The sequence below is a fragment of the Actinomadura graeca genome (assembly GCF_019175365.1).
GTDB classification, from domain to species: Bacteria; Actinomycetota; Actinomycetes; order Streptosporangiales; family Streptosporangiaceae; genus Spirillospora; species Spirillospora graeca.
Genome location: NZ_CP059572.1, coordinates 2902385 through 2916688 on the forward strand (window position 1 = coordinate 2902385; position 14304 = coordinate 2916688).

The following is a 14304-nucleotide window of genomic DNA, read 5'->3' on the forward strand; positions in this document are numbered from 1 at the left end:
CACGTGTGATCTGGAGCACTCTAGGGCAGGAAGCTCTAAAAAGCGAGTACTTACATCGTTCCTTTCCGCGGTTACGATCATCACGTGCACACCCAGGCTCGACACGACACCGGCGCGGACACGGCAGGCAGCGTGGACCCGCTGGTCACAGGCATCAGGGACCGCTGGGAAGGGCAGGGCCTGCCGGGCGGGCCGTGGCCGTTCATGGCGATCTGCTCGGTCGGGCGGCTCCAGCAGCTTCTCAAGAAGGGGCTGGACGCCGAGCTGGAAAGGCTCGGTCTAGGCCGCACCGGGTACTTCCTTCTCACCACCCTCGCCCTCACCGCGAACGGGCACGCCCGGCTGAGCACCCTTGCCCGGATCCTGATGATGCATCCGACGACGGTGAAGCTCACCGTCGACCAGCTGGAGGCGGCGGGGCTCGTCACCCGCGCCCGGCACCCCCGCGACCGCCGCGCGACCCTCGTCGCCATCACCCCCGGCGGGCGCGAACGCGCGGGTGCGGCGAACGAGGCCCTCGAAGCGCCGGACGGCGCGCTCGCCGGGCTCGGCGGCATGTACCGCGCGCTGTTCGAGGCGCTCCAGCCGGCGAGGCTGGCGGCCGGCGACGTGGAGCTCTAGAATCCGGGCCCCGGACGTGCCGGAGCGTGAACCACGGGCCACCTGGCGCACGTACATCGTCCGAGACGACACCAATCCCGGCCGATAAGGCAGTCTTCTCCTATGCCACAGAGCCACGGCACACGCGGTCGACCCCCGGCCCCCTCGAAGCGCACCCGTTCCGATCGGCGAGGATCCGGACGGAGGCGGAGCGGGGAACGCGCCCGGACGGGACGCGGCGACGGCCGGGTGCCGCCCCCGCGTTCGGCGTCCGGCTCCGGTGATCCGCCCGATCCGTACGGCCCGCACGCGTCGCGCGACCCGTACGGGGGCGGGCCCCCGCCCGTCCCGCGGCGGCGGCTGCGGCGGGTGCTCACCAGCAACGTCACCATCACCATCGTCGCCATCTGCGGGCTCGCGGCGGCGCTCGTCCTGGTGGACTTGAACCGGATGGGCGGGACCAACGAGCCGCCGAAGATGGCCGCGGAGGGCCTGTCCGCCAACGACATGCTGGCGAAGCTGACCGGCTCCGACATGGACCCGATCGCGGCGGACTCGATCGCGGCCGCCAAGAAGCGCGCCTACGAGCAGCACGTCCGCGAGCTCAAGGCACTGAAGGAGAAGGCCAAGCGCGACGCGGCGGCGCGCGCCAAGCTCAAGGCCGAGCAGGAACGCGAGCGGCTCGCCAAGTCCAACCCCAGCGCCGGGCAGAACAAGGCGTACGGCAAGAAGATGAACGCGCTCAAGGGCTGGGGCCGCTGCTGGCCGTCCCTGCTGACGCTCTGGAACCACGAGAGCGGCTGGAACGAGCGGGCCGTCAACCCCTCCAGCGGCGCGTACGGCATCCCACAGGCACTGCCCGGCTCCAAGCTGGCCAGCGCCGGCGCGGACTGGCGCACCAGTTCCCCCACCCAGATCGCCTGGGGCCTCGGCTACATCAAGGCCCGCTACAAGGACCCGTGCGGCGCCTGGTCCTGGTGGCAGGCGCACAACTGGTACTGAGCCGCCGGCCGGTGCCGGGCGGCGTCCACCACCCCTGACCTGACACGATGGCGGGATGCGGACGAACGGACGGCGCCCCGACGACGACCGGGACGACGGCACGGCAGGCGGTCCCGGCGGCGGGACCGGGACCGGCGGAGGCGTGGGCACCGGGACCGGCGGAGGGCGCCAGTGGGCGCGCGCCGACGCCACCCGGCAGGCGCTGCTGCGCGCCGCCCAGCGCGTCTTCGCCGACCGGGGGTACGACGGCGCGGGCATCGCCGAGATCGTCGAGCGGTCCGGCATCAGCGTCGGCAGCCTCTACCACCACTACGGCGGCAAGGCCGGGCTGTACGTGGCGCTGTGGGAGGACCTCACCGCCGAGCAGGAGCGCAGCGCGGCGCAGGCCGTCGCCGACGCGCGCAGGGACGGCGAGACCGACCCGATCGCGCTGTTCATCGCGGGCGCCCGCGCGTACCTGCGGGTGTGCTGGGAGCGGCGTGAGGCGGCGCGGCTGTTCCACGGCGGGGAGGGCCCGCCCGGTTCGTCGCTGATGCGGCGCAGCCGCGCGCAGCGGTGGATCGCGCAGAACACCCGGCTGCTGCACGGCGCGTCCGGCCCGGCCGAGGCGGGACGCGCGGGCCAGGTGCTGAGCCTGGTGCTCACCACCGTGATCGGCGAGGCCGGACGGGAGATCGCGACCGCCGAGGGCGGCACCGACGCCGCCGAGATCATCGACGAGGTGTGCCGCATCCTCATCCGCCTGGCGGGCTAGCCAGGCCGGTGGGTGTGGCGGCTTCTCGCGCGGCGGACGAGACGCAGCCGGAACAGCAGCAGCGTCACCGAGGACCCGAGCCCTGCGAGCGCCCCGGCGTGCAGCGCGGTCAGCTCGTCGACGACGGGCTCCCGGCCGGGGACGTGGCGCAGGTTGGACATCGGCACCGGCGCCATCGGCTGGGACGCGACGCGCGGCGCGGCGACCGGCGGCGCGACCTGCGGTCCCCTCGCCTCCGGGAGGGAGCCGGTGCTCGCGGGCCTCAACGCGGCGGCCGGCATCGGGCCCGCGTTCACGCCGGACGGGAGCGCGCTCGGCGCCGGGACACCGGCGGGCTGCTTGCCGGGCGTCTTGTCCTGGGACTTGCCCGGCTTCTTGGCGGGCGTCTTGCTCGGCGTCTTGCCAGGCGTCTTACTGGGCGTCTTGCTGGGCGCCTTGGTCGGCGACTTGGTGGGCTTCTTGCCGGGGGACTTGCTCGGCGGCTTCGTCGCCGTCGGGGTCGCGGTGGGAGTCGGCGTGGGAGTCGGCGTAGGAGTGGGGGTAGGTGTCGGCGTAGGGGTGGGCGTGGGTTTCGACGTTTCCGTCGGTGTGGGGGACGGTTCCGCCGGGCTGGATGTAGGGGTGGGTTCGGCGACCACGGGCGCCGCCCCGGAGACGGCGAGGACGGCCGCCACACCGGCCCCCGCGAGTACCCTGCCGCCCGATGCTGCTCGCACCGCCGTCACCTCCGCCATCCGGTATGTCACAAAAAGGAAACATGCATTGATTGGACGGTTCAACCCCAGCCGGACGGATTGTCAGTTAACAGTCACCCTCCGGGAGCCATTCTCGCGTACGAGAGACTGACGGCATGCTCCTGGGAACGATCGTCCTCACCGGTGCCGCGGGCCGGGTCGGCACCGCGCTGCGGACCCCGCTGCGCGACGCGGCGGCCGGGCTCGTGCTCGCCGACCGTGCGCCGCTGCACGTCGAGGCGCCGAACGAGACCGTCCACCGGACCGACCTCGGCCTGCCCGACGCGGTGCGCATCGCCGAGGGCGCGGACGCGATCGTCCACCTCGCCGGGGTGCCCGACGAGGCGCCGTTCCCCGACCTGGTCGAGGGCAACATCCTCGGCACCCACCGCATCCTGGAGGCCGCCCGGCTCGCCGGGGTCCCCCGGGTCGTCCTCGCCAGCAGCAATCGCGTCACCGGCTGCTACCCCTCCACCGAGAGCGTCTCCCCCGCCATGCCGCCCCGGCCGGACGGCATGTACGGCGCCAGCAAGGTCGCCGTCGAGGCCCTCGGCCGACTCTACGCCGACAAGTTCGGCCTGGACGTGGTGTGCCTGCGCATCGGCAGCCTCGAACTCCACCCGTCCGAGCCGCGCCATCTGGCGACCTGGCTCAGCCATCGCGACTGCGCCGGTTTCGTGCAGGCGGCGCTGACCGTCCCGTCGCCCGGCTTCCTCGCCGCCTACGCGGTGTCGGCCAACGCGCGCCGCTTCTGGGAGCTGGACACACGCCTCGGCTACGAGCCGCTCGACGACGCCGCCTCCTACGGCCTGCCCGACACGTTCGTCGCCGTCGGCACCCCGCAGGGCGGAGGCTTCGCGTCGGCCGGGTTCACGCTCCGGCACCTGCCCGGGGCGGCCGGACGCGGGTGATGTTTCAGGTCACACGGGACGCCCCGGACCGTTATCCTGACCTGTGGGTTACCGCTTCCTGACGGAAAGTCGAAGGGGTTCATGCCGACGTCCACGTGGTTCCGGCTCAACGTCGCCAAACGCGAGCGGGTCCTCGAGGTGGCGATGCGCGAGTTCGGCGAGCACGGGTACTCCACCGGCAGCCTGAACACCATCGCCCGCGAGGCGGGCATCGCCAAGGGCTCGCTCTTCCAGTACTTCAGCGACAAGCTGGAGTTCTTCGCGTTCGTGTGCGACGAGGCGTCCCGGGGCGTCCGCGAGGAGATGGAGCGGCGCATCTCCCGGCTGGACTTCGACCAGCCCTTCGACGAGTGGCTGTTCGACGTCCTGTGCGACTGGACCGAGTACATGGCCGACCATCCGCTGGAGCGGGCCGTCACCGCCGCGACGAACTTCGAGCTGGACAACGGCGTCCGCTCCGTCGTCCGCGACACCGCCAACCAGCACTACCTCCAGGTCATCCACCCGACGCTGCGGCTGTGGCAGGAGCACGGCGACATCCGCGACGACGCCGACCTCGACGTCCTCGCCACGCTGATCCTGACCCTGCTGCCGTTCCTGGCGCTCGCCCCCTACTACGACGGCCTCGACCCCATCCACGACCTGCGGGGCCGCACGCCCGCCGAGCAGCGGCCCGTGATCCGCCAGATCGTCGCCGGCGTCAAGCCGATGTTCGCCCCGGCCAAGTGACCCACGCGCGGTCCTGGGGCCGCGCGTCGCCGTCCTGACCGGCCATGAGGCGGACGCGGCTAGGAGAAGGTGTACTCGTCGGGGTCGGCCTTGCGGGTGGCGGACCAGAACTCGAAGGTGTGGCCTGGCCAGAGGGTGCGGTTGACGCCGTGCTCGTCCAGGTACCAGCTCTGGCAGCCGCCCTCGCTCCAGACGGCGCGGCGCAGGCGCTTGTGGATCCGGTCGTTGAAGCGGCGGGACGCCTCGGGCCTGGGCTCGATCGCGTCGGCGCCGCGTTTCTGGAGGAGGCGCAGGCAGCTGAGGACGTGCCGGATCTGCACCTCGATCATGAAGACGACCGAGTTGTGGCCGAGGCCGGTGTTCGGGCCGAGCAGCATGAAGAAGTTGGGCATCCCCGGGATCGTGGTGCCCCGGTGCGCCTCGATGCCGTCCGCCCAGATCTCCTGGAGCTTGACGCCGCCGCGGCCGGTGACGCGCAGGTCGGTGAGCGCGTCGGTCACCTTGAAGCCGGTGCCGTAGATGACGCAGTCGACCTCGTGCTCGCGTCCGTCCTCGGTGACGACGGAGTTCTCGCGGACCTCGGCGATGCCGGAGGTCTCCACCTCGACGTTGGGGCGGGCGAGCGCCGGATAGTAGTCGTTGGACAGCAGGACGCGCTTGCAGCCGATGGTGTAGCCGGGCGTCACCTTGGCGCGCAGGACGGGGTCGGAGATCTGGTTGGCGATGTGCCAGCGGGCGAGCTTCTCCTGCGGGAGGGACAGGCGCGGGTCGATGGTGAAGCCGACCGCGCGCGCTTCCAGTGCCCAGTAGATGCCGTTGCGGAACGCGCGCGCGGCACCGGGGACCCTCTCGAACACCTTGCGGAGGGACGCGGGGATGGGCCGGTCCGGCTTGGGCTGGATCCACGGCGGCGTCCGCTGGAACAGGACGAGCTCCTCCACCTGCCCGGCGATCCGCGGGACGAACTGGATCGCGGACGCGCCCGTCCCGATGACGGCGACGCGCTTGCCGGTGAGGTCGTAGGAGTGGTCCCACTCGGCGGAGTGGAAGGTGGTCCCCTGGAACCGCTCGATGCCGGGCAGATCCGGGTAGGAGGGGATGTGCAGGGCACCGATGCCGGAGACGACGGCCTTCGGGGTGAGGACCGTCCCGTCCGCGAGGGTGACGTTCCAGCGGCGGGCGCCGTTGTCGTACTCCATGGCGTCGACGGCGCTGCCGAAGCGGATGTGCTCGCGGACGCGGTACTTGTCGGCGGTGCGCTCCATGTAGGAGCGGATCTCCGGCTGCGGCGCGAACATCCGCGACCAGCCGGGGTTCAGCTCGAACGAGAAGGAGTACATGTGCGAGGGGACGTCGCAGGCGCAGCCGGGGTAGGTGTTGTCGTGCCACGTCCCGCCGAGGGCCTCGCTCTTCTCCAGCACCACGAAGTCGTGGAAACCCGATTCCTTGAGCCGGATCGCCATGCCGAGGCCGGCGAAACCGGAGCCGATGATGACGATCGACGCGGTGCGCTCGCCCATGACCCGTCCTTCCACGTAACCTACTCCTGGTAAGTTACCGGCAGTAGGTTACTGACGGTAGGTCCAACAGGGAGGATCTCCTGTGAGTGGCGCCACATCGCCACCGCCCCGCCGGCGGCGGATGTCCCGGGCCGAGCGCGAACGGCAGATGCTCGACGTGGCGGAGGAGGTCTTCGGGGACCGCGGCTACCAGGCCGCCTCGATGGACGAGATCGCCGAACGCTGCGGGGTGTCCAAGCCGATGCTGTACGAGTACTTCGGCTCCAAGGACGGCCTGCTCCTGGCCTGCATCACCCGGTCGAAGGCCGAGCTGCTCGACGTCACCCAGAAGGCCATGGCCGGGGCGACGGCGCCCGAGGACATCCTGTGGCGCGGGATGGTCGCCTACTTCTCGTTCATCGACGCCCACAGCAAGTCCTTCGACATGCTCCTGCGCGAGCCGTTCGCCGCGTCCCCGCAGACCCTGGAGGCGATCGAGGCGACGCGGCGGCAGCAGAGCACGCTCATCGCGGGGGTGCTCACGACGTTCGCGCCATCGGCGCCGCGGGACGCCGTCGAGGCGTTCACCGAGATCATCATCGGCGCGAGCGAGCGGCTGGCGCAGTGGTGCACGCATCGCCCCGAGGTCTCGGCGGAGGACGCGGCGCGCTACATGACCGACTTCTGCTGGAACGGCCTGAGCCTCTACGTCTCGGCACCCTAGGTCGTGGTTCGAGTGACCGGGGTTGTAGTAAACACTGGATCATCGCACTCACGGAGGTGTCCATGCCCCTCGCGCACTTCGACGGAGCGCTCGCCGTCGTCACCGGAGCAGGCGGCGGGCTCGGCCGGGCCACCGCGCTGGCACTGGCCGGGCGCGGCGCGACGGTGGTCGCGGCCGACGTCGACCTGCCCGCCGCGGAACGCACCGTCACGCTCGCCAAGTCGGTCGGCCCGGGCGGCGCCGCCTACCGGGTGGACGTGTCGGACGCCGCCCAGATGGAGAGGTTCGCGGCCGAGGTGAAGGACGCGCACCGGGTGCCCGACATCGTGGTCAACAACGCCGGGATCGCCGTCGCGGGGCCGTTCCTCGACACGGCCGTCGCCGACTGGGAGCGCATCCTCGGCGTGAACCTCTGGGGCGTCGTCCACGGCTCGCGCCTGTTCGGCAAGCAGATGGCGGACCGCGTGGAGGCCCTGCCCAACAAGCCCGACAAGCCCAACCTCGGCGGGCACATCGTCAACATCGCGTCGGCCGCCGCGTACGCCCCCTGGCGCGCCCTGCCCGCCTACTGCACCACCAAGGCCGCCGTCCTGATGCTGAGCCAGTGCCTGCGCGCCGAGCTGGCCGGGTCGCGGATCGGCGTCACCGCCGTCTGCCCGGGCTTCTCCGGGACGGGCATCGTCGACCACGCGACCTATGTGGGCATCGACGAGGACGGACGCGAGCGGGTCCGCCGGCGCGGCAACAAGGCCCTCGCGCTGCGTCACTATCCGCCCGAGAAGGTCGCCGAGCACATCGTCGGCGCCATCATCAAGAACCGGGCCGTGGTCCCGGTCAACTTCGAGGGCCGCCTGCTGCACACGCTGTCACGGGTGTCGCCATCGTCCTTGCGCCTGCTGGCCAGAATTCCAATACCTCAGGGTTAGGCACTCCCGGCCGCCGGACGGGCCGCGGAACGGTGGCCGGGTTTTCCTCCCCCGCCTTTTGTCACGATGTCGAACTTCATATATACGATCTCGCATACGTCAATTGTTAAATCTGTTCGACGGAGGGCGGTAAATCGCGGACGCGATGGCCCGCCCGGGGGAGACGGAAAGGGCCGCGAAGCGGGGTCCACTTCGCGGCCCGCAGGTGAGAGCCTGTTCTGACCTGGGCTTTTCACCTCACCCAGGACACTCCAACCGATGGCACGGTCACTGTGTCGACCTCCTCCTCCCAGGCACTCGCACGCCGATCACCGATCATGGAGCGGGAGCATGACCGGCGCACTCCTCCCCTTTTTTCCGTCATCACCTTAGGAGCTGTTGACAGAAATTATGCCATGATCGGCCGATTCAGGTCAGAAATGGGTCAGCGCAGTGCACCCAAAGTCTCCCGGGCGACCCGCGCCGCGTTGGCCAGGCACGACCGCTCCCGCCCGTCCTGCCCGCCCCGCGGCGCGTCCTCGCTGTAGCTGACCGTGACGACCGCGTTGCGGAACCGGGCCGTCACCTGCCCGACGACCGTCGGCTGCCCCTTGTCGGCCTTGAACCACCGGTACGCCTGGTCGCCGATGCCCGCCTGCGGCTCCAGCCTGATGGTCCGCACCAGCGGGGCGTTGTGCGCCTGCGTCCACTGCGTCTCGTAATAGCTCTGGGCGTCCTTGACCGGGTCGTCGGAGTTGCCCGGGGCATACAGGTGGGCCTCGACGCGCAGCCAGCGGAACGCCCGCCCCGTCGCGGAGTACGTGCACGTGGTCAGTGTCGAGTTGGCGCTCTCCCGCGGCCGCGCGCCCGGGATGATCTGGCCGATGGTGCCCTTCGACACCGTCCCGCACGCCTTGGGCAGCGAGGTAATCGGCTGGGCCGGCGTCGGACCCGGCGCGGGCGACTCCCCCGGCGTGGGCTCCGACGAGGCGCCTGAGGTGGGCTCGGACGAGGCGTCCGGCGTCCCGCCGGTCAGGTCGCGGGGCGGTGTGCGGGCCTGCTTCCCGTCCCCGCCCATGGGCATCACCAGGAACACCACGACGGCGGCCACGGCGAACGAGACGAGCGCGACGAGCAGCGCCAGCAGCTTCGGCCGGCGGGCCGCGGACGGCGGATCCGGCGCCGAGTACGGGCGCTCGAACGACTCCTGCGGACGCGGAAGCCCCACACCCCGCTCCTCACTCCTCCGACCGCTCTCATGGCCCTCACCGTCACGGTAGTCAGGCGTGCCGCCGCCGACCAACCCCCCGGCGGGATCAATTGTCAGACCGGGTGGTCACAATGGGAGGGTGCGCATCGCCGAGCTGGCCGCGACGTCGGCGGCGGTGGCGGGCACCCCGGGCCGCAAGGCCAAGGTGGCCGCCCTCGCCGGGTGCCTGCGCGCGGCGGAACCGGGCGAGGCGGCCGTCGTGGTCGCCTACCTGTCCGGTGAGCTGCCCCAGCGGCAGATCGGCGTGGGCTACGCGGCGCTGCGCGACGTGCCGCCGCCCGCGTCCGGGGCGTCCCTGACCGTCCTGGAGGTGGACGCGGCGTTCACCGGGATCGGCGGCGTGTCCGGGCCGGGGTCGGTGGCCCGGCGGCGCGAGCTGCTCGCCGCGGTGCTCGGCCGCGCCACCCGTCCCGAGCAGGACTTCCTCATCCGGCTGCTGGCGGGCGAGCTGCGGCAGGGCGCGCTGGACGGCGTGATGGCCGAGGCGATAGCCGCCGCGGCGGAGGTCCCGGCGGCGCGGGTCCGGCGCGCGGTCATGCTGCGCGGCTCGCTCGGCCCGGTCGCCGCCGCGGCGCTGGCCGAGGGCACCGCCGGGCTGGACGCCTTCACCCTGGAGGTCGGGCGCCCGATCAAGCCGATGCTGGCGGCGGCGGCCCCGTCGCTGGACGAGGCGTTCGGCAAGCTCACCGCCGGGTCCGGCACCGACGTCGCCGTGGAGTGGAAGCTCGACGGCATCCGCGCGCAGGTGCACGTCTCCGGCGGCGAGGTCCGGATCTTCACCCGGACGCTCGACGAGATCACCGCCCGGCTGCCCGAGGTGACCGGGGCGGTGCGCGGGCTGCCCGTCCGCGACGCGGTGTTCGACGGTGAGCTGATCGCGCTGCGCCCGGACGGGCACCCGCACCCGTTCCAGGTCACCGCCGCGCGGACCGCCACCAGGACGGCCAGGAACGTCACGCCGGTGCCGCTCGCGGTGTTCCTGTTCGACGTCCTGCACCTCGACGGCACCGACCTCCTCGACGCGCCCGGCGCCGAGCGGGACGCCGCGCTGGCCCGCGTCGTCCCGGCGGAGCTGCGCATGCCGCGCGTCGTCACCGGCGACCCGGCGCGCGCGAAGGAGGTCTTCGACGAGGCCGTCGCGCGGGGCCATGAGGGCGTCATGGTCAAGTCGCTCGACACGCCCTACACCGCCGGGCGGCGCGGCGCGGGCTGGATCAAGGTCAAGCCCCGGCACACCCTCGACCTGGTGGTCCTCGCGGTCGAGTGGGGCCACGGCCGCCGCCGGGGCCTGCTGTCCAACCTGCACCTCGGCGCCCGCGACCCCGCGACCGGCGGTTTCGTCATGCTCGGCAAGACCTTCAAGGGCCTCACCGACGAGCTGCTCGCCTGGCAGACGAAGCGGCTCCGCGAGCTGGCCGTCCGCGAGGACGCCTGGACCGTCCACGTCCGTCCCGAGCTCGTCGTCGAGATCGCCTTCGACGGCGTCCAGCACAGCCCCCGCTACCCCGGGGGCATCGCCCTGCGCTTCGCCCGCGTCCTGCGCTACCGCCCCGACAAGTCCGCCGCCGAGGCCGACACCATCGACACGGTCCGGTCGGTGTCTCCGACCCTTCCGGCCGAGACCGAGCCGTCCGAGACCGACCCGTCCGGCGGCTGACCGCTCGGGCGGCGGCTACTTCCGGCGGCTTCTGGGGAAATGGACGGTGTTCTTCCGGCGCTGGCCGGAGAACGCGCGGCGGCGGGCACGGGAGACGGCCTTGCGCTGGGCGCGGGCGGCCTTGCGGCGGCGGGTGCGCTCGGCCGCGGTGCCGCGCTGGCGGAGCTCGGGCGGGATGAGGTCGTGGCGTCCGGCGATGAACTCCTGCACCCAGATCTTGGCGCGGATGAGGGGCCGCCGGAACCGCTCCTCGTTGCGGACGGCGCGGGTGTGCTTGCGCGAGCCCGGCGTGTACCGCCAGCGGGCCCAGGGCGAGCCGGGGCGCGCCAGCCTGATGGCGCCGAGGATCAGCAGCGCGGGCACGAACAGCCCGATCAGGCCCGTCCAGATCTTGCCCTTGAGCAGCGTGAGGACGGCGAGCGCGAGGTTGATGGCGAGTGAGGCGGCGTACAGGCCGGTGAGCGTCGAGTCGCCCGGGTCGGGGGTGACGCCCTCGAACCCGAGCGGGCGGATGCCGAGGAGCAGCAGGCCGGTGACGGCGATGGCGACGAACACGGCGTCCAGGGACGTGCGGCCCTTCTCCGTCCAGTAGACGTCGCTGAGGTGCAGGATCAGGGCGAACTCGTCCAGGACGAGGGCGGAGCCCATCCCGAACACCACGGCCGAGAGCAGGTCGAGGCCGACATAGGGGTCGGGGACGGCGAGACTCGACACGCCCCCCACGAGCATCAGCACGACGCCGAACACCACGTGGTGGATGTGCAGGTCGCCGGTGGTGACGTTGCGGAACCACCAGCGGACGTTCGCCCTGATGAGCCGCACGTTCACCCGCGTCAGGACGAACGTGACGATGAACGCGACGAAGAAGCCGAACAGCGGCAGCCGTCCGGTGTCCACGATGCGCTGCCTGAAAAGGTCGATCATCTACCCCCCGTGGGCCCCATCATGCCCTGTGACATGCGGGGATATCGTAGGGATACCGGTGATCAGTCCGTGATCGAGGGGGAATGCCGCCGTGAGCCGCACCGTGGACCGCTGCGATCCCGCGTGCCGCGCGTGGATCTCCGAGGCGATCCGCAAGGTCGAGGCCGACGCCAACCGCAGCGCCGACACGCACCTGCACGTGTTCCCCCTGCCGCCCGAGTGGTGCATCGACCTGTACCTGAAGGACGAGTCGGTGCACCCGACCGGGTCGCTGAAGCACCGGCTGGCGCGGTCGCTGTTCCTGTACGCGCTGGCGAACGGCTGGATCCGCGAGGGCACGACGATCATCGAGGCGTCCAGCGGGTCCACGGCGGTGTCGGAGGCGTACTTCGCGCGGCTGCTCGGCCTGCCGTTCGTCGCGGTGATGCCGGCGGGGACGAGTCCCGAGAAGATCGGGCTGATCGAGTTCCACGGCGGGCACTGCCATCTGGTGGACGACCCGTCCGCGATCTACGACGAGTCGCGGCGGCTCGCGGCCCGGTGCGGCGGGCACTTCATGGACCAGTTCACCTACGCCGAGCGGGCGACGGACTGGCGCGGCAACAACAACATCGCCGAGTCGATCTTCGAGCAGCTGCGGCTGGAGCGGTTCCCCGAGCCGTCCTGGGTCGTGGTCGGCGCGGGCACCGGCGGCACGTCCGCCACCATCGGCCGGTACGCCCGGTACCGGCGGTTCCAGACGCGCCTCGCCGTCGTCGACCCGGAGGGCTCGGCGTTCTTCGGCTCGTTCGCCGACGGCGACCCGTCCCGGACGGCGGCGGGCTCGCGGATCGAGGGCATCGGCCGCCCGCGCGTCGAGCCGTCCTTCCTGCCGACGGTGATCGACCGGATGATCCAGGTGCCGGACGCGGCGTCCGTCGCGGCGATGCGCTGGACGGCCGAGGTCACCGGCCGCAGCGTCGGCGGCTCCACCGGCACGGCGATGTGGGGCGCGGCGGAGCTGATCGCGCGGATGCGGCTGGACGGGGAGCGCGGCAGCGTGGTCACGCTGATCTGCGACGGCGGCGAGCGGTACGCGGGGACCTACGGCTCGGACGCGTGGCTGGAGGGGCAGGGCCTGGACATCGGCCCCTACCTGGCGGCGCTGGAGTGCTTCCTGAAGACCGGCGAGATGCCCCCGACGGACCTTCTCTGATCAGCCGGAGAAGCGGATCGGGTTGACCAGGTCGGCGTAGATCAGCAGCCCGCCCATGACGATCAGCACGGCGGCCATCACGTAGGTGACGGGCAGGGCCTTGGCGACGTCGACGTAGCCCGGGTCGGGGCGTCGGAACACCCGCGCGAGCCCCTTCTTGATCGCTTCCAGGAGCGCGCCCGCGATGTGCCCGCCGTCCAGCGGCAGCAGCGGGACGAGGTTGAACAGCCCGACCGCGAGGTTCAGCGAGCCGAGCAGCATCACGAAGTAGGAGACCTTCTCGCCGCCGGTGAGCTTGTCGGAGGCGGCCACGTCCCCGCCGATCCGGCTGACGCCGACGACACCGATCGGGCCGTTGGGGTCGCGCTTCTCCCCGCTGAACGCGGCGTTCCAGATGCCGACCATCTTCTGCGGCATCCGCACCAGCGCGCCCGCGGTGTGCTTGGTGAGGTCGCCCATCGTGCTCGCGACCGCTCCGGGCCCCTGCCGCTCCAGCGCGCTGGCGGGGGTGATGCCGAGGAACCCCACGTCCACGATCTTGTTCTCGTTGTCGAGGTCGCGCATCTTGTTACGGGTGATCGGCACGTTCAGCGAGATCTTCTGGCCGCCGCGGTCGACGACCATCGGGACCGTGCGCCCGGCGGAGTCGCGGATCTGCTTCTGGAGCTGGGCGTAGTCATCGACGCGCCTGCCGTCGTAGGACACGATCCGGTCGCCGGCCTTCAGCCCGACCTGCTGCGCGGGGGTCGGCGCCGCGTCCGCGGGGCAGCTGTCGAGCCGTGACTGGCTCGCCGGGACCATGCAGGGCGAGACCTCCTGGATCACCGGCTGCGCGCGCTGCACGCCGAGGCCCATCAGCAGGATCGCGAAGAAGACCACGGCCAGGATCAGGTTCATGGCGGGGCCGCCGAACATGATCAGCAGTTTCTGCCACCACTTCTTGGCGTAGAACACGCGGTCCTCGTCGCCGGGCCTGACCTCCTCCAGCGCCGCGCCGCGCGCGGACTCGATGAGGCCCTGCCAGGGCCCGGTGCTGATCCGCCTGACCTGGCCCGGGGCGTCGCCCTTGCGGGGCGGCAGCATCCCGATCATGCGGATGTAGCCGCCGAGCGGGATCCACTTCAGCCCGTACTCGGTCTCGCCCTTGCGCCGGGACCACATCGTGGGCCCGAACCCGACCATGAACTGGGTCGTCCGGACCCGGAACAGCTTGGCGAACGAGAAGTGCCCGAGCTCGTGCAGCGCGATGGACGCGAGCAGGCCGAAGAACAGGATCAGCACTCCCGCCAGCCAGCCCATGCATGCCCCTCCGGTCGTGCACCCCGCACCGGGGGGTGGTATCCAGCAGTCCCCAAAGGGTACGTCACGGGCGTGCGTTTCGTTGAGTCTTGACGTGATCA

At 71.7% G+C, this 14304-nt stretch carries 14 protein-coding genes; 9 read left to right on the forward strand and 5 right to left on the reverse strand.

Annotated features, from left to right (window positions below):
• Positions 1-84: 84 nt before the first annotated feature.
• From AGRA3207_RS12765 to AGRA3207_RS12775, 3 genes are all read left to right on the forward strand, one after another.
• The gene (locus tag AGRA3207_RS12765; RefSeq protein ID WP_231334830.1) at positions 85-621 is read left to right on the forward strand and encodes a MarR family winged helix-turn-helix transcriptional regulator; all 537 of its coding nucleotides are present in this window, start codon (positions 85-87) and stop codon (positions 619-621) included.
• A gap of 228 nt (positions 622-849) precedes the next feature.
• Entirely contained in the window at positions 850-1602 is a 753-nt protein-coding gene (locus AGRA3207_RS12770) for an aggregation-promoting factor C-terminal-like domain-containing protein (protein ID WP_231334831.1), read from the forward strand.
• Between the two features lie 55 nt (positions 1603-1657).
• Entirely contained in the window at positions 1658-2356 is a 699-nt protein-coding gene (locus AGRA3207_RS12775; protein WP_231334832.1) for a TetR/AcrR family transcriptional regulator, read from the forward strand.
• On the opposite strand, the gene AGRA3207_RS12780 is transcribed toward AGRA3207_RS12775, so the two are convergent.
• Positions 2353-3072: a hypothetical protein gene (locus AGRA3207_RS12780; protein WP_231334833.1), complete on the reverse strand. Its 720-nt coding sequence runs from the start codon at positions 3070-3072 to the stop codon at positions 2353-2355. The genes AGRA3207_RS12775 and AGRA3207_RS12780 overlap by 4 nt on opposite strands.
• Before the next feature lie 134 nt (positions 3073-3206).
• Here AGRA3207_RS12780 and AGRA3207_RS12785 point away from each other — a divergent pair, with 134 nt between their 5' ends.
• Together AGRA3207_RS12785 and AGRA3207_RS12790 are read left to right on the forward strand one after the other, a co-directional pair.
• On the forward strand, positions 3207-4001 hold the full coding sequence (locus AGRA3207_RS12785; RefSeq protein ID WP_231334834.1) for an NAD-dependent epimerase/dehydratase family protein: 795 nt from the start codon (positions 3207-3209) through the stop codon (positions 3999-4001).
• An 81-nt stretch (positions 4002-4082) separates the two neighbouring features.
• Entirely contained in the window at positions 4083-4730 is a 648-nt protein-coding gene (locus tag AGRA3207_RS12790; protein ID WP_231334835.1) for a TetR/AcrR family transcriptional regulator, read from the forward strand.
• A 59-nt stretch (positions 4731-4789) separates the two neighbouring features.
• On the opposite strand, the gene AGRA3207_RS12795 is transcribed toward AGRA3207_RS12790, so the two are convergent.
• Positions 4790-6250 carry a flavin-containing monooxygenase gene (locus AGRA3207_RS12795; RefSeq protein ID WP_231334836.1) on the reverse strand — a complete coding sequence of 487 codons (1461 nt, stop codon included), beginning with the start codon at positions 6248-6250 and terminating at the stop codon, positions 4790-4792.
• A gap of 82 nt (positions 6251-6332) precedes the next feature.
• Between AGRA3207_RS12795 and AGRA3207_RS12800 the strand changes: the two genes are divergently transcribed.
• Entirely contained in the window at positions 6333-6953 is a 621-nt protein-coding gene (locus AGRA3207_RS12800) for a TetR/AcrR family transcriptional regulator (RefSeq protein WP_231334837.1), read from the forward strand.
• A 62-nt stretch (positions 6954-7015) separates the two neighbouring features.
• On the forward strand, positions 7016-7879 hold the full coding sequence (locus AGRA3207_RS12805; RefSeq protein ID WP_231334838.1) for an SDR family NAD(P)-dependent oxidoreductase: 864 nt from the start codon (positions 7016-7018) through the stop codon (positions 7877-7879).
• Between the two features lie 424 nt (positions 7880-8303).
• Here AGRA3207_RS12805 and AGRA3207_RS12810 read toward each other — a convergent pair whose 3' ends face one another.
• Positions 8304-9086, reverse strand: a complete 783-nt coding sequence (locus AGRA3207_RS12810; protein ID WP_231334839.1) for a hypothetical protein — start codon at positions 9084-9086, stop codon at positions 8304-8306.
• 121 nt (positions 9087-9207) lie between these two features.
• On the opposite strand from AGRA3207_RS12810, the gene AGRA3207_RS12815 reads away from it, so the two are divergent.
• Positions 9208-10785 (forward strand): ATP-dependent DNA ligase, encoded by a 1578-nt coding sequence (locus AGRA3207_RS12815; RefSeq protein ID WP_231334840.1) that lies wholly within the window; start codon positions 9208-9210, stop codon positions 10783-10785.
• Between the two features lie 15 nt (positions 10786-10800).
• Here the strand turns inward: AGRA3207_RS12815 and AGRA3207_RS12820 are convergent, their stop codons facing one another.
• On the reverse strand, positions 10801-11709 hold the full coding sequence (locus AGRA3207_RS12820; RefSeq protein WP_231334841.1) for a hypothetical protein: 909 nt from the start codon (positions 11707-11709) through the stop codon (positions 10801-10803).
• Positions 11710-11800: 91 nt separating this feature from the next.
• On the opposite strand from AGRA3207_RS12820, the gene cds1 reads away from it, so the two are divergent.
• The gene (gene cds1 / locus AGRA3207_RS12825; protein WP_231334842.1) at positions 11801-12904 is read left to right on the forward strand and encodes an L-cysteine desulfhydrase Cds1; all 1104 of its coding nucleotides are present in this window, start codon (positions 11801-11803) and stop codon (positions 12902-12904) included.
• Here cds1 and AGRA3207_RS12830 read toward each other — a convergent pair whose 3' ends face one another.
• Positions 12905-14203, reverse strand: a complete 1299-nt coding sequence (locus tag AGRA3207_RS12830) for a M50 family metallopeptidase (RefSeq protein ID WP_231334843.1) — start codon at positions 14201-14203, stop codon at positions 12905-12907.
• Between the last annotated feature and the right edge of the window lie 101 nt (positions 14204-14304).

Bases quoted from the DNA above. Each gene is read 5' to 3' on its own strand.
- AGRA3207_RS12775 (WP_231334832.1), top strand. From the start codon at position 1,658: ATGCGGACGAACGGACGGCGCCCCGACGACGACCGGGACGACGGCACG.
- AGRA3207_RS12785 (WP_231334834.1), top strand. From the start codon at position 3,207: ATGCTCCTGGGAACGATCGTCCTCACCGGTGCCGCGGGCCGGGTCGGC.
- AGRA3207_RS12790 (WP_231334835.1), top strand. From the start codon at position 4,083: ATGCCGACGTCCACGTGGTTCCGGCTCAACGTCGCCAAACGCGAGCGG.
- AGRA3207_RS12795 (WP_231334836.1), bottom strand. From the start codon at position 6,250: ATGGGCGAGCGCACCGCGTCGATCGTCATCATCGGCTCCGGTTTCGCC.
- AGRA3207_RS12805 (WP_231334838.1), top strand. From the start codon at position 7,016: ATGCCCCTCGCGCACTTCGACGGAGCGCTCGCCGTCGTCACCGGAGCA.
- AGRA3207_RS12820 (WP_231334841.1), bottom strand. From the start codon at position 11,709: ATGATCGACCTTTTCAGGCAGCGCATCGTGGACACCGGACGGCTGCCG.
- AGRA3207_RS12830 (WP_231334843.1), bottom strand. From the start codon at position 14,203: ATGGGCTGGCTGGCGGGAGTGCTGATCCTGTTCTTCGGCCTGCTCGCG.